This window comes from Streptomyces zaehneri, from assembly GCF_032248645.1.
GTDB lineage: Bacteria > Actinomycetota > Actinomycetes > Streptomycetales > Streptomycetaceae > Streptomyces > Streptomyces coriariae.
The window spans coordinates 75,725-95,813 of sequence record NZ_JASTTJ010000017.1; the positions used below are offsets into that span (position 1 = coordinate 75,725).

Genomic DNA, 20,089 nt, shown 5'->3' on the forward strand with positions numbered 1-20,089 from the left:
CGGCCGGGTGGGAGGTCGTCCCGGGCCGGGGTGAGGGGTGGGGTCAGCCGAGTGCTTTGCCCGGCAGCTCGACCTTCGCGCCCAGCTCCACGAGCTTCTCCATGAAGTTCTCGTAGCCGCGGTTGATGAGGTCGATGCCGTGGACCCGGGAGGTGCCCTGGGCCGCGAGGGCGGCGATCAGGTACGAGAAGCCGCCGCGCAGGTCGGGGATGACCAGGTCGGCGCCCTGGAGCTTGGTGGGGCCGGACACGACCGCGGAGTGCAGGAAGTTGCGCTGCCCGAAGCGGCAGTCGGAGCCGCCGAGGCACTCGCGGTACAGCTGGATGTGGGCGCCCATCTGGTTGAGCGCGGAGGTGAAGCCCAGGCGGGACTCGTAGACCGTCTCGTGGACGATCGAGAGGCCCGTGGCCTGCGTCAGGGCGACGACCAGCGGCTGCTGCCAGTCCGTCTGGAAACCGGGGTGGACGTCCGTCTCCAGCGCGATGGACTTCAGCTGGCCGCCCGGGTGCCAGAAGCGGATGCCCTCGTCGTCGATCTCGAAGGCGCCGCCCACCTTGCGGTAGGTGTTCAGGAACGTCATCATCGAGCGCTGCTGGGCGCCGCGGACGTAGATGTTGCCTTCGGTCGCCAGCGCCGCGGAAGCCCAGGAGGCGGCCTCCAGACGGTCCGACAGGGCGGCGTGGTTGTAGCCGCCGAGCTTGTCGACACCGGTGATGCGGATCGTGCGGTCGGTGTCCATCGCGATGATGGCGCCCATCTTCTGGAGCACGCAGATGAGATCCTCGATCTCCGGCTCCACCGCCGCGTTCGCGAGCTCGGTGACGCCCTCCGCCAGGACGGCGGTCAGCAGCACCTGCTCGGTCGCGCCGACCGACGGGTACGGCAGCACGATCTTCGTGCCGCGCAGCCGCTGCGGGGCCTCCAGGTACTGGCCGTCCTCCCGCTTCTCGATCTTCGCGCCGAACTGCCGCAGCACGTCGAAGTGGAAGTCGATGGGCCGGCCGCCGATGTCGCAGCCGCCCAGGCCCGGGATGAACGCGTGGCCGAGGCGGTGCAGGAGCGGGCCGCAGAACAGGATCGGAATCCGGCTCGAACCCGCGTGGGCGTCGATGTCGGCGACGTTGGCGCTCTCCACGTAGGTCGGGTCGAGCACCAGCTCGCCCGGCTCCTCGCCCGGCCGGACCGTCACACCGTGCAGCTGGAGCAGGCCGCGGACGACCCGCACGTCACGGATGTCCGGAACGTTGCGCAGCCGACTCGGCTCACTGCCCAGCAGGGCGGCGACCATGGCCTTGGGTACGAGGTTCTTCGCACCGCGGACACGGATCTCGCCCTCGAGCGGGGTGCCGCCGTGGACAAGCAGTACGTCGTCAGAGCCGTTGACGGTCATGTATCTCGCGTTCCATGGATGGTGGATTGGGGCAAGGGCCGTTGGTGTCGGGGGCAGGGCCAGATGAGACAGAGTAATCGCCGTCGACCCCTGTCCCGTAAGCCCAGGGACCACCCAGGTACGTCATAGCTGTGTCACAACACGAACCGTTTCCCACCGGGCACATGGGGTCACCATTGCCCGTCCCGTGGGCCTGTGCGCCCGGACCGCGCCCGTGCGCGTCCCGTGTGCCCGCATTGCCGCCCCACTTCGCGGGAAGATGCGGGATCATGTCTGGCATGACCGAGGTGTCCTCGCTCACGGGGCGGCTGCTCGTGGCAACGCCCGCCCTGGCGGACCCGAACTTCGACCGCGCGGTGGTGCTCCTTCTCGACCACGACGAGGAGGGCTCCCTCGGTGTCGTCCTCAACCGGCCCACACCGGTGGGCGTGAGCGACATCCTGGAGGGCTGGGCGGATCTCACCGGTGAACCCGGCGTCGTCTTCCAGGGCGGCCCGGTGTCCCTCGACTCGGCCCTCGGGATCGCCGTCATCCCCGGTGGCGCGGCCGTCGACGGAGCCCCGCTCGGCTGGCGCCGGGTGCACGGCGCGATCGGCCTCGTCGACCTGGAGGCCCCGCCGGAGCTCCTGGCCTCGGCCCTCGGTTCCCTGCGGATCTTCGCCGGATACGCCGGCTGGGGCCCGGGCCAGCTGCAGGACGAGCTGGGCGAGGGCGCCTGGTACGTCGTGGAGTCCGAACCCGGCGACGTCTCCTCGCCGTCCCCCGAGAGACTCTGGCGCGAGGTGCTGCGCCGCCAGCGCAGCGAACTCGCGATGGTGGCGACGTATCCGGACGACGCTTCGCTCAACTGACGGGTGTGAGCTCGGTGCCCGGCTTCAGTACGCTTGGCGCCATGAGCACTCTTGAGCCTGAGACCCAGCCCCAGCGAGGCACTGGGACGGGGACCCTCGTAGAGCCGACGCCGCAGGTGTCGCACGGCGACGGGGACCACGAGCGCTACGCCCACTATGTCCAGAAGGACAAGATCATGGCGAGCGCCCTCGACGGGACGCCCGTCGTGGCGCTGTGCGGCAAGGTCTGGGTGCCCGGCCGCGACCCGAAGAAGTACCCGGTCTGCCCCATGTGCAAGGAGATCTTCGAGTCGATGGCCGGCGGCGGCGACGACAAGGGCAAGGGCGGCGACAAGAAGTAGCCGCAGGGACTTTCCGAGGCCCCCGGGGCGCGATGTGACGCGCCCCGGGGGCCTTCGTCGTGTCCTGCCCACCCTTCCGGCCCACCGGTCCCTTCCGGCCCTCCGTCCTCCTCCGGCCCACCGGTCCCTTCCGGCCCTCCGTCCTCCTCCGGCCCTCCGTCCTCCTCCGGCCCACCGGTCCCTCCGGTCCACCGTCCTCCTCCGGCCCTCCGTCCTCCTCCGGCCCACCGGTCCCTCCGGCCCTCCGTCCTCTTCCGGCCCACCGGTCCCTCCGGTCCACCGGTCCCTCCGACCCTTCCTGTGCGTCCTGCCGGTGTGTGGTGCTTTTTGTCATCCCGTGTCGCCTTGTGCCGCCTATGTCGTTGCACGGGGTGCGTCCGGTGGTCACGGAGTGGTTGAGACCTCTTGTCGGCGTGTTCATGCAGTCCCTAGCCTTCGGTGTGTTGTGCAGAGCGAAACAGTCATTGCATATGTTGCAACGCTCGGAGGATCGCGCCATGAAGTTCCCCACCCGGCTGGCCGCGCTCGCGGCCGCCGCCCTGGTCGTCGCCGCCTGCGCCCCCCAGACATCCGACAACTCCTCTTCGGACACCGACGACACGACGGGCACCCTGCGCGTCTGGCTGTTCCAGGAGGTCGGCAACAAGCCCAAGGAGCAGGTCGTCGACTCGGTCGTCGCCGCCTTCGAGAAGGCCCACAAGGGTGCGAGGGTCGACGTCGAGTACATCCCGGTCGACACCCGCGCCCAGCGCGTCAAGGCCGCCTTCAACGACCCGAAGTCCGCTCCCGACGTCATGGAGTACGGCAACACCGACACGGCCGGCCACGTCCACGACGGCGGACTCATGGACGTCACCGGGGACTTCGGTGACTGGAGCGAGGCCAAGGAGACCGACCCCACCGCCAGGCAGTCCGTCACCGTCGACGGCAAGCTCTACGGCGCCCCCTTCTACGTCGGCGTGCGCGCCCTGTACTACCGCACGGACGTCTTCGAGGAACTCGGTCTGCACGTCCCGAGGACCATGGCCGAGCTGGCGGCCACCGCCCGGAAGATCCGCGCCGCGAAGCCCGAGCTGTACGGCCTGGTGGTGGGCGGCGCCTACACCTACGGCGCGATGCCCTTCGTGTGGGCCAACGGCGGTGAACTCGCCACCGGCAAGAGTGGCTCGTACGCCTCCGGCATCGACAGCGCGGCCGCCCGGAAGGGCATCACCGCGTACACGTCCCTGTTCTCCGACGACAACTGTCCCGCCGCCAAATGCGCGGGCATGGGCGGCAACGACACCATCACCGCGTTCGCCGCGGGCAAGGCGGGCATGGCGATCGGCGGCGACTTCAGCCACACGGCCGTGGAGGCCGGCAAGGTGAAGGGCGAGTACGCCGTCGTACCGCTGCCGGGTGTGACGTCCGGCTCGATCGCCCCGGCCTTCGCTGGCGGCAACAACATCGGTGTGCTGAAGAGCACCTCGCACCGCACCCTCGCGGTCCGGCTGATGGAGGCCCTCGCCTCGAAGAGGACCCAGGCCTCGCTGTTCGACGCGATGGGCTTCCTGCCCACGTTCACGGACGTCCGGGACCAGGCCGCCGCGAAGGAACCCTTCGTGAAGCCCTTCGTGCGGACCCTGGCCGCCGGGGCCAGGTTCGTGCCGGCGTCGCCCGCGTGGTCGCAGATCGACTCGTCCCTGGTCCTGCCGACGATGTTCCAGGAGGTCGTCAGCGGCAGGAAGGACGTGGCCGCGGCCTCGACGGAGGCGGCGAAGAAGATGGACGCGGCGTTCGGCAGCGTGGGCTGAACCGGTGACCGCGACCGACACGGCGGCCGTGGAGAAGCGCACCGCGCCCTCCACGCCGCCGGTACGAAGGAGGCGGAGCCGGGCCGGCCTGACCCCCTGGCTCTACCTCGCGCCCGCTCTCGTCGTCCTTGCCGCGCTGCTCGCCTACCCCGTCTACCAGCTCGGCCTGATCTCGCTCTTCCGCTACACCCAGGCCCAGGTCAGCGGCGGGGAGCCGACCGCCTTCCGGGGCTTCGGCAACTACGCGGACGTCTTCTCCGACGACCGGTTCTGGCAGGTGCTCTCGTCGACGGTGGTCTTCGCGGCGGCCTGTGTGGTCTCCACCCTCGCCGTCGGCTGCGCGCTCGCCGTGCTCCTCACGCGCGTGCGTGCCGTGCCGCGGCTCGCGCTGATGCTGGCCGCGACGGGCGCCTGGGCGACCCCCGCGGTCACCGGCTCCACGGTCTGGCTGTTCCTGTTCGACCCCGACTTCGGCCCGGTGAACCGGCTGCTGGGACTCGGCGACCACTCGTGGACGTACGGCCGCCTCAGCGCCTTCTTCCTCGTCCTGCTCGAAGTGGTCTGGTGCTCCTTCCCGTTCGTGATGGTCACCGTCTACGCCGGGATCCGCTCCGTGCCGTCCGAGGTCCTGGAGGCGGCCGCCCTGGACGGCGCCTCGCAGTGGCGGATCTGGCGGTCCGTGCTGGCCCCGATGCTCCGGCCGATCCTCGTGGTCGTCACCATCCAGTCGGTCATCTGGGACTTCAAGGTCTTCACCCAGATCTACGTGATGACGAACGGGGGCGGCATCGCCGGGCAGAACCTCGTCCTGAACGTCTACGCCTACCAGCAGGCCTTCGCGTCCTCGCAGTACGGCCTCGGCTCGGCGATCGGCGTCGTGATGCTGCTGATCCTGCTCGCCGTCACGCTGGTGTACCTGCGGCTGCTGCGCAGGCAGGGGGAGGAACTGTGAGAGGAACTGCGCGGGGAGGAAGCGTGCGTGTCGTGCGGGGCCTGGTGGCCCGTCCGTGGCGGTTCGCCGCCGAGGCCTGCGCGCTGCTGGTCGCGGTGGTCGTCGCCTTCCCGCTCTACTGGATGGTGCTGGGCGCCTTCAAACCGGCCGGGGAGATCCGTTCGAGCGAGCCACGGCCGTGGACGCTCGAGCCCTCGCTGGATTCCTTCCGGCGCGTCTTCGGGCAGCAGGAATTCGGCCGCTACTTCCTCAACAGCCTTGTCGTGGCGGGCGCGGTGGTGATCGCCTCCGGGGTGGTCGCGTTTCTCGCCGCGACCGCCGTGACCCGATTCCGGTTCCGCTTCCGCACCACCCTGCTGATCATGTTCCTGGTGGCCCAGATGGTGCCCGTGGAGGCGCTGACGATCCCGTTGTTCTTCCTCATGCGGGACTTCGGCCAGTTGAACACCCTGGGGTCCCTGATCCTGCCTCACATCGCCTTCTCGCTGCCCTTCGCGATCTGGATGCTGAGAGGGTTCGTGAAAGCGGTTCCGGAGGCGCTGGAGGAGGCCGCGTACCTCGACGGGGCGAGCCGTACGCGTTTTCTGTGGCAGATCCTTTTCCCGCTCGTCCTGCCGGGTCTGGTGGCCACGAGCGTGTTTTCCTTCATCTCCGCCTGGAACGACTTCCTGTTCGCCAAGTCCTTCATCATCAGCGACACCTCGCAGTCGACCCTGCCGATGGCCCTGCTGGTCTTCTACAAGCCGGACGACCCCGACTGGGGCGGCGTGATGGCGGGTTCCACGGTCATGACGATTCCGGTCCTGGTGTTCTTCGTACTCGCACAGCGACGGCTGGTCTCCGGACTCGGCGGAGCGGTAAAGGACTGACATGACTTCACTGATTCCGGTGCCGCGCCGCGTCGTCGCCGGCTCCGGCGAGGTACGGCTGACGGCGCGCTCCCAGCTCTACGCCGGTACCGCGACAGAGGGCGTCGGCCGGTGGCTGCGTGCCGTCCTCTGGCAGGCGACCGGCCTGCCGCTCCGCGAGGGGCGGGAGACCGACGACACCGACGTCGATGGCATCGGGCTCCAACTGGACCCCGGGCTCGGCCCCGAGGAGTACCGCCTCGTCAGCGACAGCACGGGCGTCCTCGTCGAGGGCGGCAGCGCGGCCGGGGTCTTCCGGGGAGCCCAGACCCTGCGGCAGCTTCTCGGCCCCGACGCGTACCGCAGGGCCCCGCTCGGCCGCGACCGCGTCTGGGCCGTGCCGCACGTCACGATCGAGGACGCGCCCCGCTTCCGCTGGCGCGGCCTGATGCTCGACGTCGCCCGGCACTTCATGCCCAAGGACGGCGTCCTGCGCTACCTGGACCTGATGGCGGCGCACAAACTCAACGTCTTCCACTTCCATCTGACCGACGACCAGGGCTGGCGGATCGAGATCGAGCGGTATCCCCGGCTGACCGAGGTCGGTTCCTGGCGGGCGCGCACGAAATTCGGCCACCGGGCCTCACCGCTGTGGGACGAGAAGCCGCACGGTGGCTTCTACACACAGGACGACATCCGGGAGATCGTCGCCTACGCCGCCGAGCGGCATATCACCGTGGTCCCCGAAATCGACCTCCCCGGCCACTCGCAGGCGGCGATCGCCGCGTATCCGGAACTCGGCAACACCGATGTCGCCGCCGCATCCGTCGAAGGGGGCGCCGCCCTCCCCGTGTGGGACACCTGGGGGATCAGTCCCCACGTACTCGCCCCCACGGACAACACCCTGCGCTTCTACGAGGGGGTCTTCGAGGAACTGCTGGAGCTGTTCCCCTCGGAGTTCCTTCACGTCGGGGGCGACGAATGCCTCAGGGACCAGTGGCGGCGGTCGCCGGCCGCGCAGGCCCGTATCGGGGAACTCGGACTCGCCGACGAGGATCAGCTCCAGTCCTGGTTCATCCGGCACTTCGACACGTGGCTCTCCGCGCGCGGGCGTCGGCTGATCGGCTGGGACGAGATCCTTCAGGGCGGGCTCGCGGACGGGGCGGCCGTGTCGTCCTGGCGTGGCTACGCGGGCGGGATCGCCGCCGCGCGGGCCGGGCACGACGTCGTGATGTGTCCCGAGCAGCAGGTGTACCTGGACCACCGGCAGGACGACGGCGCGGACGAGCCCGTGCCCATCGGGTTCGTGCGCACCCTGGAGGACGTCTACCGGTTTGAACCCGTTCCCTCGGAGCTGACACCGCGGGAGGCGGAGCATGTGCTCGGCACGCAGGCCAACCTGTGGACCGAGGCGATGGAGGACTCCGCGCGCGTGGACTACCAGGCCTTCCCCCGGCTCGCCGCCTTCGCCGAGGTCGCCTGGAGCTCCCTGCCCGCCCCGCGGGAGCGGGACTTCGCCGACTTCGAGCGACGCATGGAGGCGCACTACGCGCGGCTCGACGCGCTGGGCGTCGGCTACCGCCCGCCGGCCGGCCCCAGGCCGTGGCAGCGGCGGCCGGGCGTCCTGGGGCGCCCGATCGACGGCCCGCCCCCGAACCGGTGATGCCGCCCGTCCCGGATAAAACCCTGCACAAACCCCGAAGGGTGGCAATTCACGCACACCGGTGATGCCGTACGAAAACGGACCATCTGTCCGGTGAGGTGGGCGAATGCCTCCTGGCGGACCCCCGCGTCCGCGTGTTGCGAAGATGTGCCAGAGTTGCCACGTCCGCCCTGTCAGCACGTACCGTACGGCAGCACAGGTGGGACCAGGTGGGGCAGCGGGAAGGGGCAGCCGGTTTTGACCACGCACGCACCGCAGGCGGGGCAGGCCGTCACGCTGCCCACGACGCTGGACGAGGCCGTGGCGGCGCTTGCCGCCATGCCTGCCGCCGTGCCCGTGGCCGGCGGCACCGACCTGATGGCCGCCGTCAACTCGGGGCAGCTCAGGCCCACCGGACTGGTCGGCCTCGGCCGCATCAGCGAGATCCGCGGCTGGCAGTACCAGGACGGCCACGCGCTGCTCGGCGCCGGACTCACCCACGCGCGCATGGGCCGCCCCGACTTCGCCGCCCTGATCCCGGCGCTCGCCGCCGCCGCGCGCGCCGCGGGCCCACCGCAGATCCGCAACGCGGGCACCCTCGGCGGAAACATCGCCTCGGCCGCTCCCACGGGCGACGCGCTGCCCGTGCTGGCCGCGCTGGAGGCGACCCTGATCATCGCGGGCCCGGGCGGAGCCCGCCGTGAGATGCCGGTGTCGCACCTGCTGGCCGGCATGGAGATGCTGCGCGGCGGCGAGCTCATCGGGTACGTGCGCGTGCCGCTGCTGCACGCCCCGCAGATCTTCCTGAAGGCGACCGGCCGCACCGGACCGGGCCGCGCGGTGGCCTCCGTGGCGCTGGTCCTCGACCCCGCCCGGCGTGGCGTCAGGTGCGCCGTCGGGGCCATAGCGCCGATGCCGCTGCGGCCGCTGGAGGCCGAGCAGTGGGTCGCGCGGCTCATCGACTGGGACAACAGCCGCACCATCGTCCCCGAGGCGCTGACCGCCTTCGGGGAGTACGTCGCCGCCGCCTGCATCCCCGACCCGGTGCCGGGCGTGGACGGCTCCGTACCGGAACTTCCGCCCGCCGTACTGCACCTGCGGCGCACCGTCGCCGCGCTGGCCCGACGAGCACTGGGGAGGGCGCTGTCGTGAGCGACGACCAGCACGGGCCCGGACACGGACAGGAAGACGGGCAGGGCCAGGGGGCGCCGCAGGGCGGCGGCCGCTGGGACCCGCTGCCCCAGGGGGACTACGACGACGGCGCGACCGCCTTCGTGAAGCTCCCCGAGGGCGGCATCGACGCCTTCCTGGCCGCCCGCGGCGACAGCCCGCTGGCCGCGCCGGGCCACGGGTACGTGCCGCCGCAGATAGCGGTGGCGCCTCCCGCGGACGGCACCGGGACCTGGGCCGCCCCGGCGGGCGGCTCCGACTGGCCGCCTCCGCAGGACACCCCGCAGACGGTGGGCGACGACCGGTTCACGTACCACCCCGGCGCGACCGGCCAGTGGGCCTTCGAGGACACCTCCGGGCCGTCGGGCGCACCGCCGTCCGCGCCCGGCCACGACGTGACGGGCCAGTGGTCGATCCCCGTCGCGGGCGGCGACCTGCCGGACGAGTCGGGCGAGTTCACCACCTCGTCGCTGGTCGAGCAGTGGGGCGGCACGCCCCCGGCCACCCTGCCCGGCGGCGCGTCCGCGCCCTGGGCGACGGAACCGGCAGGGCCGACGGGACCGACGGACCACGGCGTGCCGGACCAGGCGTGGGGGCAGCACCCCGACGAGGCCGGCACGGCCGGGCGGCCGGGCGCGGACCTGACGGACCTCTCCGCGTTCGGACACGCGCCGGAGCACGGCCCGGTGGCCGTGGACCCCGACCGGCACCACCCCGCCGCCGAGCACACCGGGCAGCACCCGCACCCGGCCGGGACGTTCGCCCCGGAGATCTCCGCCGAGGCGTACACGGTGGCCCCGGACGGGCCCCTGGAGGACGCCGGGCGAGACGCTCGGCGGGCCGCTGAGGCCGAGCGGACCCCCGACGCGGCCGAGGACGCCGAGCACGCTCACGAGGCCGCTCACGAGCCCGCTGAGGCCGTGCACGGCCCCGCGGAGCCGCCCGCCGAGCCGAGCGCCCCGCACGGAGCCGCTCACGGCCCGGCCGAGGAGCCCGAGGACCGGTCCACCGCCGCGGACACCGCGCACGATCCCGAGGCGGACGCGGCCCCCGGCAGCGCCGCCCCGCGGTCCACCGAGGCCGCCGGGCCGGCCGGGTCCGACGGGCCCGCGGACGAGACGGACGACGCCCCGGCGCCGTTCCACGAGGAACACCCCCTCGCCGGATACGTGCTGCGCGTCAACGGCTCAGACCGCCCCGTCACCGACGCCTGGATCGGCGAGTCGCTGCTCTACGTCCTGCGTGAGCGGCTCGGTCTCGCGGGCGCCAAGGACGGCTGCTCGCAGGGCGAGTGCGGGGCCTGCAACGTCCAGGTCGACGGACGGCTCGTCGCCTCCTGCCTGGTCCCGGCCGTCACCACCGCCGGCAGCGAGATCCGCACCGTCGAGGGCCTGGCCGTCGACGGCCGGCCCTCGGACGTGCAGCGGGCGCTCGCCAAGTGCGGTGCCGTGCAGTGCGGCTTCTGCGTGCCCGGCATGGCGATGACCGTGCACGACCTCCTGGAGGGCAACCCGGCCCCCACCGAACTGGAGGCCCGCCAGGCCCTGTGCGGCAACCTGTGCCGCTGCTCCGGCTACCGGGGCGTCCTGCGGGCCGTCCAGGACGTCGTCGCCGAACGCGAGGCGGCCGCCGCCGACGCCGAGGCGGACGGCGACGAGGCACGTATTCCGCACCAGGCGGGACCGGGCGCCGGAGGCGTCCACCCGTCGGCGTTCGAGAACCCTGCACAGCCCCACCCGCATGACCCGGCATACGGACAGGGTCAGGACGGAGGCCAGGCGTGAGCAACGAGACAGTCACCGCGACGACGCCCGTGGATCCCGCCCCGGCCTCCGAGCCCATCCCGCACGGCCTCGGCGCCTCCCTGCAGCCCGCCGACGCGCGCGCCAAGACGGAGGGCACCTTCCCGTACGCCGCCGACCTGTGGGCCGAGGGCCTGCTGTGGGCGGCCGTGCTGCGCTCGCCGCACCCGCACGCGCGCATCGTGTCCATCGACACGTCACACGCGCGTGAGATGCCCGGCGTCCGGGCCGTCGTCACCCACGAGGACGTCCCCGGGCGCGCCCTGCACGGCCGGGGCAAGGCCGACCGTCCGGTGTTCGCATCCGAGGTCGTACGCCACCACGGCGAGCCCATCGCGGCCGTCGCCGCCGACCACCCGGACACCGCGCGGATGGCCGCCGCGGCCGTCATCGTCGAGTACGAGGTGCTCGATCCGGTGATCGACCCCGAGCAGGCCTTCGAGGCGGAGGCGCTGCACCCCGACGGCAACCTGATCCGGCACATCCCGCTGCACCACGGCGACCCGTCCGCGGCCGGCGAGATCGTCGTCGAGGGCCAGTACCGCATCGGACGCGCCGACCCCGCCCCGATCGGCGCCGAGGCCGGCCTCGCCGTGCCCCGTCCCGACGGCGGCGTGGAGCTCTACCTCGCCTCCACCGACCCGCACACCGACCGGGACACCGCCGCCGCCTGCTACGGCCTCGAACCCGAACGCGTGAAGATCGTCGTCACCGGGGTGCCCGGCGCCACCGCCGACCGCGAGGACCAGGGCTTCCAGCTCCCGCTCGGCCTGCTCGCGCTGAAGACCGGCTGCCCGGTGAAACTCACGGCCACGCGCGAGGAGTCCTTCCTCGGCCACGCCCACAGACACCCGACGCTGCTGCGCTACCGCCACCACGCCGACGCCGACGGCCGGCTGGTGAAGGTCGAGGCGCAGATCCTGCTCGACGCGGGCGCGTACGCCGACACCTCCGCCGAGGCCCTGGCCGCCGCCGTCTCCTTCGCCTGCGGCCCCTACGTCGTCCCGAACGCCTTCATCGAGGGCTGGGCGGTCCGCACGAACAACCCGCCGTCGGGCCATGTGCGCGGCGAGGGCGCGATGCAGGTCTGCGCCGCCTACGAGGCGCAGATGGACAAACTGGCCAAGAAGCTCGGCGTCGACCCGGCGGAGCTGCGGCTGCGCAACGCCATGGCGACCGGGGACGTCCTGCCGACCGGCCAGACGGTGACCTGCCCGGCCCCGGTGGCCGAACTCCTCCAGGCCGTCCAGGAATTCCCCCTCCCGGCACTCCCCAAGGACACGCCCGAGGAGGACTGGCTGCTGCCCGGCGGCCCCGAGGGCGCGGGCGAACCGGGCGCGGTGCGCCGCGGCGTCGGCTACGGCCTCGGCATGGTGCACATGCTGGGCGCGGAGGGCGCCGACGAGGTCTCCACGGCGACCGTGAAGGTCCAGGACGGTGTCGCGACGGTCCTGTGCGCGGCGGTGGAGACGGGCCAGGGCTTCACGACGCTGGCCCGCCAGATCGTCCAGGAGACGCTCGGCGTCGACGAGGTGCACGTGGCCCCCGTCGACACCGACCAGCCGCCCGCGGGCCCCGGCTGCCGGGGGCGCCACACCTGGGTCTCGGGCGGTGCGGTGGAGCGCGCGGCGAAGATGGTCCGCACGCAGCTGCTCCAGCCCCTGGCGCACAAGTTCGGCATGTCCACGGAGCTGCTCCAGATCACGGACGGCAAGATCACCTCGTACGACGGCGTCCTGTCGACGACCGTCACGGAGGAGATGCAGGGCAAGGAGCTGTGGGCGACGGCCCAGTGCCGCCCGCACCCGACCGAGCCGCTGGACGCGGCCGGCCAGGGCGACGCCTTCGTCGGCCTCGCCTTCTGCGCGATCCGCGCGGTCGTGGACGTCGACATCGAACTCGGCTCGGTCCGGGTCGTCGAACTGGCCGTCGCCCAGGACGTCGGCCGGATCCTCAACCCGGCGCAGCTGACCGCGCGCATCGAGGCCGGTGTCACGCAGGGCGTCGGCATCGCGCTCACCGAGAACCTCCGCACGCCGAGGGGGTTGCTCCGCCACCCCGACCTCACCGGCTACGCGCTGCCCACCGCCCTGGACGCCCCGGACATCCGGATCGTCAAGCTGGTCGAGGAACGCGACGTGGTCGCCCCGTTCGGGGCGAAGGCCGCCAGCGCGGTCCCGGTCGTCACCTCGCCCGCCGCCATCGCCTCCGCCGTACGGGCCGCCACGGGCCGCCCGGTGAACCGGCTGCCGATAAGGCCCCAGGCGGCGGTGGTGACGGACCGGTGAGCGAGCCGGAGCCGGATTCCCGGCAGTACGAACCCCCGCCGAGCGTGGGCAAGCTGCTGGGCTGGATCGCGCTGTTCGTGGTGGCGGCGGTGGTCGTGGTGCTGGGCGGCGTGTACCTCACCTGAGGGGCGATCGGGTCGGGAGGGAACTCGCGGGGCTCCGCCGACGTCTGTCAGTGCGGGACCGGTGCCGGGTGGGCTGGGCGCTCGTCGGGGTGCAGGGCGCTGTCGCTGGTCAGAGCCGTTGTCAGTGGTGCCGCATAGGCTGCGGAGCAGTGGGACGGCGCACGCAACTTTCCGCACGGGGGACCCGATGGGCACGACCAGGACCACCACCGCCACGACAATGATCATCTTCACCGAGGACGAGTTGTACCCGTACGTCACGCACGCGCCGACGCGGCGCTGGCTCACCGGCCCCGGCCTGCCCGCGACTCCGGGCGACGCCGGCCTGCTGACGTTCGAGGCGCTGCGCACGGACGGCCTGCGCACGGTCGGGGACTCCACGGGCGACCCCGACGGCCGCCTGGCGGCGGAGCTGCGCGACCGGCTGGTGATCGGCGGACTCCTGGGCGCCGACGGCCGGGAGACGGAGTCCGTCCTGCTCGACGGGATGACGGGCGAGATCTCCACGACGTACTTCCTGCACGACCGCCCCGACCTGATGGACCTCCGCCCGCTCGCGCCCTCCCTGGAGAAGCTGGTGCGCTTCGCGACGGCGGTGGACGAACTGGCGGCCCTGCGTGGCCAGTTCGCCTGCTATGCGAGCCGGCTCGGGCCGAAGGCGGTGGCGCAGGCGTCACGGCAGCTGCTGGCCGTCTTCGAGGAGGGCGCGAGGGACACGGGCGGCGCGTCCGGCCCCTTCTGGAAGCTGGCCGCGGTGATCCGCCCGCTGGCCCTGGTGGCGGGCCCGGGCACGGCGTCCGGACTGGCCCTCGATCTGCCGGTCCGGCTGCTGGACGAGGAGTTCGGCTCCGGCGAGGTCGTCCGCTTCGAGGACGTCGACTGCCCGAGGGCGCTGACGCACTCCCCGACCCGCCGCTTCCTGCGCGAGGTGGGCCTGCCGGAGCAGGTCGTCTGGTTCTCGCTGGAGACGGACATGCCGCTCCAGACCCTCGCCGAGTACTACGCGGACGACCGCGGCGGTGTCCTCACCGAGGAGCTGCTGCCCGCGAACGCCGACCGGCTGATCCGCCTGGGCCATCTCCTCGAGGACACCAGCCTGGTCGTCGACGGCGCCACGGGCGCGGTGCTGAGCTGGAGCGAGCCGGACCTCGGCCTGCGCCCGCTCAACGCCGACATCTCGACGCTGGCGTTCACCCTCTGGCTGATCCGCCGTGAGCGGGCGCTGGACGCGGTGCACCGGCTGACCGAGACCTACGACCAGCTCGCCGAGACGATGTCCCGCACCCTGGCCGCGGTCGACCCCGTCGCCTGCGACCCGACCCCGGTGCCGGCCGTCCCCACGGACGACGGCCGGCGGTACTGGCCGGGCGTCTTCGAGGACGAGGCGGGCGGGGGCCTGTACGCGTAGCCCCGCGCCCGCACCGGCTCTCCTGCTCCGCGTGGTCAGCCCTTGCGGCACCGGCCGACGTCGATCCGTACGACCTGCGGGTCGTGGTCGCTGGCCTGGTCGGCGAACTCGGCGTTGATGTGCACCACGTCGTAGTCGTAGTGCGTGACGGCCGGGCTCGTGAGGATGTGGTCCAGGGTCTGCGAGTTGCCGTCGTAGACGTAGGTGTACCGCTCGGCGGCCGGCAGGGTGGTGATCAGCGGCTTGAGCACCTTGCCGTCGGTGAGCGTGGAGACGGTCCGGGAGAACTCGTAGTCGTTGAGGTCGCCGAGCACCACGGTCTTGGCGTTCCGGTCCGCCGCGAGCAGGGACTTGACGAAGGTGTTCACCTCGGCCGCCTGGGCCTGGCGCTGGGTCTCGGAGCTGCGTGACGGCGGCTGGTAGCGGCCGTGCAGGGGCTGGTCGCCGCCCTTGGAGGTGAAGTGGTTGGCGATCACGAAGACCGTCTCACCGTGGAAGACGAACTCGCCGACCAGCGGCTTGCGGCTGTTGTCCCAGGCGTCGGAGGCCGGGTCGATGCGCCCGGGGGAGGCGGTGAGCTTCGCGCCCTTCCTGGTCTTCACCACGCTCGTGGCCGTGACGGCGTCACCGCCGGCCCGGTCGGTGAAGGAGACCCGCTTGGGGTTGAAGAGGAAGACCTGACGGATGTTGCCGCCGGGCTCGCCGCCGTCCTGGTTGTCGGTGGGGGCGATGTAGCGCCACTGGTAGCGGGGGCCGCCGGCCGCGCGGATGGCGTCGGTGAACCGCTTCAGGGTGGCCTCGGAGGTGACGGTGCCGTCGTTGGTGGCGCCGTTGTCGTCCTGGATCTCCTCCAGGGCGACGACGTCCGGGGAGTTGAGGCTGACCGCCACACCGTGCGCGAGCCGGTCGATCTTCTCCTGGGCGTCCAGCGCGTCCAGGTTCTCCACGTTGTACGTGGCGACCGCGAGCTCGTCGCCCTTCTGCCGGCGGGTCACCTCCGGCTTCAGCCCGTTGTCGACCAGGGTGCCGAGCTGCGTGGCCTGGACGTTGTAGCCGCCGTAGGTCGAGTAGTCGAGCGGCCCGGTGGTGGTGCCGGACAGTTCGTCGCCGACGTCGGCGGACGGGAAGGAGGCGGTGGTGTCGAGCGACATGACCTCAAGACGGCCGGTGCCCGGCTGGTCGTAGGAGGAGTAGAGCGTCCCGCCGCGGGTCGTGGCGTTCTCCTCCGGCTTGACGGTCACCCACAGCTCGCCGTAAGCGTCGCTCGCGCCGACGACACGGGCGTCGGAGAACGCGACCCGCATCCCCTCCGCCGACTCGTAGAAGTCCTGCGCGTACACGCCCGGTTCGAGGGCGAGTGACTCGATGCTGCCGCCTCCGGCGGTGGGGATGTACGCGCCGGGAACGCTGGTGGCGTCCACCGTGACGGCGGCGGGCAGCGCGTTGCCGCCGGACAGCACGGTCGCGGTCGGAGCGGTGAGCTCGGTGACCGACTGGCTGGTGCTGCTCGGGTAGTACTCGCTGACCTTGCCGCTGACCAGCACGGAGTCGCCGACGGCGACGGTGGGCGTCGCGGACCCGGTGTACACGAACACGCCCTCGCTGGTGCGGGAGTCGGCGTCCGCGGCCGGATCCTGGATCCAGTACCCCTTGGATCCGGAGGTCCGCACCCCGGTGACGATGCCCGGCACCCGGCTGACGGTCTGCCCGGCGAGCGGGGAGAGCCGGGTGGTGCCCTGGATGTCGTGGACGCGGACGGTGCCGGGCGTGGTCGGATCGCCGCCGCCGTCCCCGCCGTCCCCGCCGCCGTTTCCGGAACCGGGCGTCTGTCCGGCGGAGTTGACGGGCGAGGGGGTTCCGGCCGAGAGGTCGGCGGCGTTGTCGTCGGTGTCGCCCAGGGCGGCGCCCCGCGCGACGGCGGCGGTGTTCGAGGCCCCGGTGGCCGGCCCGCCGCCCTCCCGTACGAGGGCGCTGCCGTAGCCGACCAGGTCGACGATCCGGCCGTCGGCGGCGCAGTCGGCGGCGGTCTTGCACGTCAGGGCGGTGGTGCCGGAGACGAGCGCGATGGTGCCGCTGGTGGCGCTCATGGCGACGGACCCGGTGGCGTCGGCGGTGGGCAGCGCGGTGCTCCCCCCGGTCCCGGCGGCCTCGGCGACGAGGAAGCGCCCGCCCGGGGCGACGGACCCGCTCAGCGCGGTGACCTGCCACAGCGAGGACGCCGACGGCGTACCCGGCAGGTACTGCACGCTGTACCCGGCCAGGTCATAGGCCGCCGAACCCGCGTTGCCCAGCTCGACGAAGTCCCGGGTCAGGGTCGCCCCCGAGTTGCCGCCACCGCCGTACACCTCGGAGATCACCGCGGTGGCGGACGGCGTCGCGTAGGCGGCGGGCAGCGAGGTGATGGCGAACGCGCTCGCCACACCCACGGATATGAGCGCGTAGGCGCCACGGCGGGGTCTGTTTCCTACGGGTCTGGACACGCTGGAGGTCTCCTCGTACGTCGTGTACGGCCGATGGCGGTGTGGGGGAGTCGGCTCAAGTTACGCGCGTAGAGAGGGGCTTGTTAAGGGGTCGTAGGTTAAATCCGGGGAACGGAAAGGTGAGTTGCGCCGACGGGTGCTGTGTGCGGGCGAGGCGGGAAGGACGGCCGCCCGACGCCGACGGATCCCACGGCAACTTCAGGACAGGCAGGGGACCTGCGTCTCTCCAGGCCCAGGCGGAGCACGCCGAGAGGCCCGGTTCACCACCCTTTGGGAAGTTGCTTGCGCTGTGGGGGGTTCACATGACCGAGGGACGGTTCAGACCCCGTGCCGCATGGCGAATGAGATGCGCGATCGTTTGCGAATGCCTGGAGTTGCACCTCAAGTCGGCAAGCGTAGCCTAGGAAACCTAGGGGAGTTGGTGTCAGACGCGGAGGGAAAGTTCATGAAAGTCAAACTTCGCGTGTTCGGGATCTTCGTAGCGACAACAGGAATCACGGGAGCCCTGTTTGCGGCCCCTGTAACGGCAATTGCAGATCCGAACAGTGGGCGTGTGACTGTGTCGGGTTTCGCCAACTGTCGAGAAGGGGCCCCGAAGTTTGCAATTAGTGTCCGCATTCAAGCGGCCAACGGTGAAGCGGCAGAGGGCACCGTAAATCGCGTCACTCAGTACTACTCAATGACCTTCAACCGAGTGCCGAAGAACGGTGAGAGGGCAAACGCCTACGTCTCCTGTCAGGCGGGGGCGACCTCTTGGGGCAAGACCTTCACCCTGGCACGGCCGAGCGGTCCGTTCACGATTCAATGGCTTCCCCTGATTAAGTAACGCCGGTAGAGGGGAGACCGGTTGCGCGTCCAGTGTCAGCCAACTGAGACGGAAACTGAGACGGACGACCGAGTGGGCGGCACCCCCGAAGGAGTGCCGCCCATTCGTTCTGCCTGGTCAGGCCAGTCAGAGGCCGTGGCGGGAATCGAACCCACGTACCTCGCTTTGCAGGCGAGTCCCTAAGCCACTCGGGCACACGGCCGTTCGCCGAGTTCTTCTTCCTTCACGGCCGTGGCGGGAATCGGACCCGTGTACACGGCCAGGTCGGGAGTGGGGTGTTCGCCCCGTTCCGAACTTGGTAGGTCGACCGTACGGGTGGAGTGAGGAGGGGCTCAAGGGCGACGTGGGTGCTGCAATGGGACTGCCACACGCCGTTCATGAAACGGGGGGTGCCCGGTGGTGGTCGTAGGACCATCGTCCCGGGCGCGGACCCGTCTTCCGACAGGGGTCAATGTCGGTTGTGGACCTTACGCTGGCCCTCATGGCTGCCCTCGAACCCCGCGACACCGGTGTCGCCGACGAAGTCCTGTCCTCCTCCGCCGCCGCCGCCGTGAAGCGTGTCGGCGAGCCCGGCGAGCTCGGTGGGAGCGGCGAGAGCGGCGAGCTCGGTGGGAGTGGCGAGCCCGGTGGGAGCGGTGGGAGTGGCGAGCCCGGTGGGAGCGGAGGGAGCGGCGAGAGCGGCGAGCTCGGTGGGAGTGGCGAGCTCGGTGGGAGCGGTGGGAGTGGCGAGCTCGGTGGGAGTGTTCTCGGGCGTTCCTACCGGGCCCTCACCCTCGGGATCGTCTCCGTCGTGCTGCTCATCGCCTTCGAGGCGACCGCCGTGGGGACCGCGATGCCGGTGGCGGCGCGGGAGCTCGACGGGGTGGCGTTGTACGCGTTCGCGTTCTCCGGGTACTTCACCACCAGCCTGTTCGGGATGGTGTTCGCCGGGCAGTGGTCGGACCGGCGCGGGCCGCTCGGGGCGCTGGGCGGGGGCATCGCGGCCTTCGCTGCCGGGCTGCTCCTCTCCGGGAGCGCCGGGAGCATGTGGGTGTTCATCCTGGGGCGGGCAGTGCAGGGGCTCGGCGGGGGGCTGGTGATCGTCGCCCTGTACGTCGTCGTCGGGCGGGCCTACCCGGAGCGGCTTCGGCCCGCGATCATGGCCGCGTTCGCCGCCTGCTGGGTCGTGCCGTCCGTGGTCGGGCCGCTGGCCGCCGGTGCGGTGACCGAGCAGCTGGGGTGGCGGTGGGTCTTCCTCGGGATACCCGCCCTCGTGGTTCTTCCGCTCGCGCTCGCGCTGCCCCAGATCCGGCGGCGGGCGGGCGGCCCCGTGGAGGGCATGGCCGCGGGCGCCTTCGACCGGCGGCGGATCCGGCTCGCCCTCGGGATCTCCCTCGGCGCCGGACTGCTCCAGTACGCCGCCCAGGACCTGCGGCCGGTCTCCCTCGTCCCCGGCGCCGCGGGCATCGCGCTGCTCGTGCCCGCCGTGCTCGGGCTGCTCCCGCGCGGCACCTGGCGGGCGGCCCGCGGGCTGCCGTCCGTCGTGCTGCTGCGCGGGGTGGCCGCTGGGTCCTTCATCGCCGCCGAGTCCTTCGTGCCGCTGATGCTCGTGACGGAGCGGGGGCTGAGCCCGACCCTGGCCGGGTTCTCCCTCGCGGCCGGCGGGGCGACCTGGGCGCTGGGGTCGTGGGTGCAGTCACGGCCGTGGGCGGAGCCGTACCGGGAGCGGCTGATGGCGTTCGGGATGGTGCTGGCGGCTGCCGCCATCGCCACCGCGCCCGGTGTCCTCGTCCATTCCGTGCCCGTCTGGACCGTGGCCGTCGCCTGGGGCTTCGGGTGCCTGGGGATGGGGCTGGTGATCGCCGCGTCCAGCGTGCTGCTGCTGAAGCTGTCCGCCCCCGAGGAGGCAGGGGCCAACTCCGCCGCCCTCCAGATCTCGGACGGGCTGTCCAACGTGCTGCTGCTGTCCGCGGGAGGTGCCGCCTTCGCGGCGCTCGGCGGCGGGAGCGTGGCGCATACGGCGTCGGCGTCGGCTACGGCGTCGGCCGCTGGCGCGGCGTCCGTCGGTTCGCACCCGGCCGCCTTCGCCGCCGTCTTCCTGCCGATGGCCGCCGTCGCGCTGTTCGGGGCCTGGGTGACGACGCGGCTGCGGGCGGAGTCGCGATAGAACCATGTGGTACCGGCTGGTACCGGT

General features: G+C 72.0%; 15 protein-coding genes and 1 tRNA gene. 13 read left to right on the top strand and 3 right to left on the bottom strand.

Translation table 11 applies throughout. The features are described 5' to 3' along the window. Positions 1–43: 43 nt before the first annotated feature. The gene (murA, locus tag QQM72_RS25860) at positions 44–1,390 is read right to left on the bottom strand and encodes a UDP-N-acetylglucosamine 1-carboxyvinyltransferase (RefSeq protein ID WP_020132410.1); all 1,347 of its coding nucleotides are present in this window, start codon (positions 1,388–1,390) and stop codon (positions 44–46) included. Positions 1,391–1,668: 278 nt separating this feature from the next. Between murA and QQM72_RS25865 the strand changes: the two genes are divergently transcribed. The 11 genes from QQM72_RS25865 (at position 1,669) to QQM72_RS25915 (ending at position 14,610) form a co-directional block, all read left to right on the top strand. Next, positions 1,669–2,241 carry a YqgE/AlgH family protein gene (locus QQM72_RS25865; RefSeq protein ID WP_314223347.1) on the top strand — a complete coding sequence of 191 codons (573 nt, stop codon included), beginning with the start codon at positions 1,669–1,671 and terminating at the stop codon, positions 2,239–2,241. A gap of 41 nt (positions 2,242–2,282) precedes the next feature. Next, on the top strand, positions 2,283–2,582 hold the full coding sequence (locus QQM72_RS25870) for a DUF3039 domain-containing protein (protein WP_078616040.1): 300 nt from the start codon (positions 2,283–2,285) through the stop codon (positions 2,580–2,582). A 497-nt stretch (positions 2,583–3,079) separates the two neighbouring features. Beyond that, positions 3,080–4,375 carry an extracellular solute-binding protein gene (locus tag QQM72_RS25875; protein ID WP_314223242.1) on the top strand — a complete coding sequence of 432 codons (1,296 nt, stop codon included), beginning with the start codon at positions 3,080–3,082 and terminating at the stop codon, positions 4,373–4,375. A gap of 4 nt (positions 4,376–4,379) precedes the next feature. After that, positions 4,380–5,327: a carbohydrate ABC transporter permease gene (locus QQM72_RS25880; RefSeq protein WP_314223243.1), complete on the top strand. Its 948-nt coding sequence runs from the start codon at positions 4,380–4,382 to the stop codon at positions 5,325–5,327. A 23-nt stretch (positions 5,328–5,350) separates the two neighbouring features. Continuing rightward, complete coding sequence (locus QQM72_RS25885; protein ID WP_314223244.1) at positions 5,351–6,196, top strand: carbohydrate ABC transporter permease; 846 nt, start codon at positions 5,351–5,353, stop codon at positions 6,194–6,196. 1 nt (position 6,197) lies between these two features. Next, the gene (locus tag QQM72_RS25890; RefSeq protein WP_314223245.1) at positions 6,198–7,838 is read left to right on the top strand and encodes a beta-N-acetylhexosaminidase; all 1,641 of its coding nucleotides are present in this window, start codon (positions 6,198–6,200) and stop codon (positions 7,836–7,838) included. Between the two features lie 237 nt (positions 7,839–8,075). Then, positions 8,076–8,969, top strand: a complete 894-nt coding sequence (locus tag QQM72_RS25895; protein ID WP_020132417.1) for an FAD binding domain-containing protein — start codon at positions 8,076–8,078, stop codon at positions 8,967–8,969. After that, positions 8,966–10,771, top strand: a complete 1,806-nt coding sequence (locus QQM72_RS25900) for a 2Fe-2S iron-sulfur cluster-binding protein (RefSeq protein WP_314223246.1) — start codon at positions 8,966–8,968, stop codon at positions 10,769–10,771. The genes QQM72_RS25895 and QQM72_RS25900 overlap by 4 nt, the downstream gene beginning before the upstream one ends. After that, on the top strand, positions 10,768–13,077 hold the full coding sequence (locus QQM72_RS25905) for a xanthine dehydrogenase family protein molybdopterin-binding subunit (protein ID WP_314223247.1): 2,310 nt from the start codon (positions 10,768–10,770) through the stop codon (positions 13,075–13,077). The genes QQM72_RS25900 and QQM72_RS25905 overlap by 4 nt, the downstream gene beginning before the upstream one ends. Continuing rightward, on the top strand, positions 13,074–13,202 hold the full coding sequence (locus QQM72_RS25910; protein ID WP_314223248.1) for a hypothetical protein: 129 nt from the start codon (positions 13,074–13,076) through the stop codon (positions 13,200–13,202). Before QQM72_RS25905 ends, QQM72_RS25910 begins: the two co-directional genes overlap by 4 nt. 187 nt (positions 13,203–13,389) lie before the next feature. Continuing rightward, positions 13,390–14,610, top strand: a complete 1,221-nt coding sequence (locus QQM72_RS25915; protein ID WP_314223249.1) for an SUKH-4 family immunity protein — start codon at positions 13,390–13,392, stop codon at positions 14,608–14,610. A gap of 35 nt (positions 14,611–14,645) precedes the next feature. Here the strand turns inward: QQM72_RS25915 and QQM72_RS25920 are convergent, their stop codons facing one another. Beyond that, positions 14,646–17,036, bottom strand: coding sequence for a lamin tail domain-containing protein (locus QQM72_RS25920; RefSeq protein WP_399078693.1), 2,391 nt, complete (start codon positions 17,034–17,036; stop codon positions 14,646–14,648). A gap of 499 nt (positions 17,037–17,535) precedes the next feature. Between QQM72_RS25920 and QQM72_RS25925 the strand changes: the two genes are divergently transcribed. Beyond that, positions 17,536–17,916 carry a hypothetical protein gene (locus tag QQM72_RS25925; RefSeq protein WP_314223251.1) on the top strand — a complete coding sequence of 127 codons (381 nt, stop codon included), beginning with the start codon at positions 17,536–17,538 and terminating at the stop codon, positions 17,914–17,916. A 130-nt stretch (positions 17,917–18,046) separates the two neighbouring features. Here QQM72_RS25925 and QQM72_RS25930 read toward each other — a convergent pair. Continuing rightward, positions 18,047–18,118, bottom strand: a tRNA-Cys gene (locus QQM72_RS25930). A 279-nt stretch (positions 18,119–18,397) separates the two neighbouring features. Between QQM72_RS25930 and QQM72_RS25935 the strand changes: the two genes are divergently transcribed. After that, positions 18,398–20,062, top strand: coding sequence for an MFS transporter (locus tag QQM72_RS25935; protein ID WP_314223252.1), 1,665 nt, complete (start codon positions 18,398–18,400; stop codon positions 20,060–20,062). Positions 20,063–20,089: the final 27 nt, after the last annotated feature.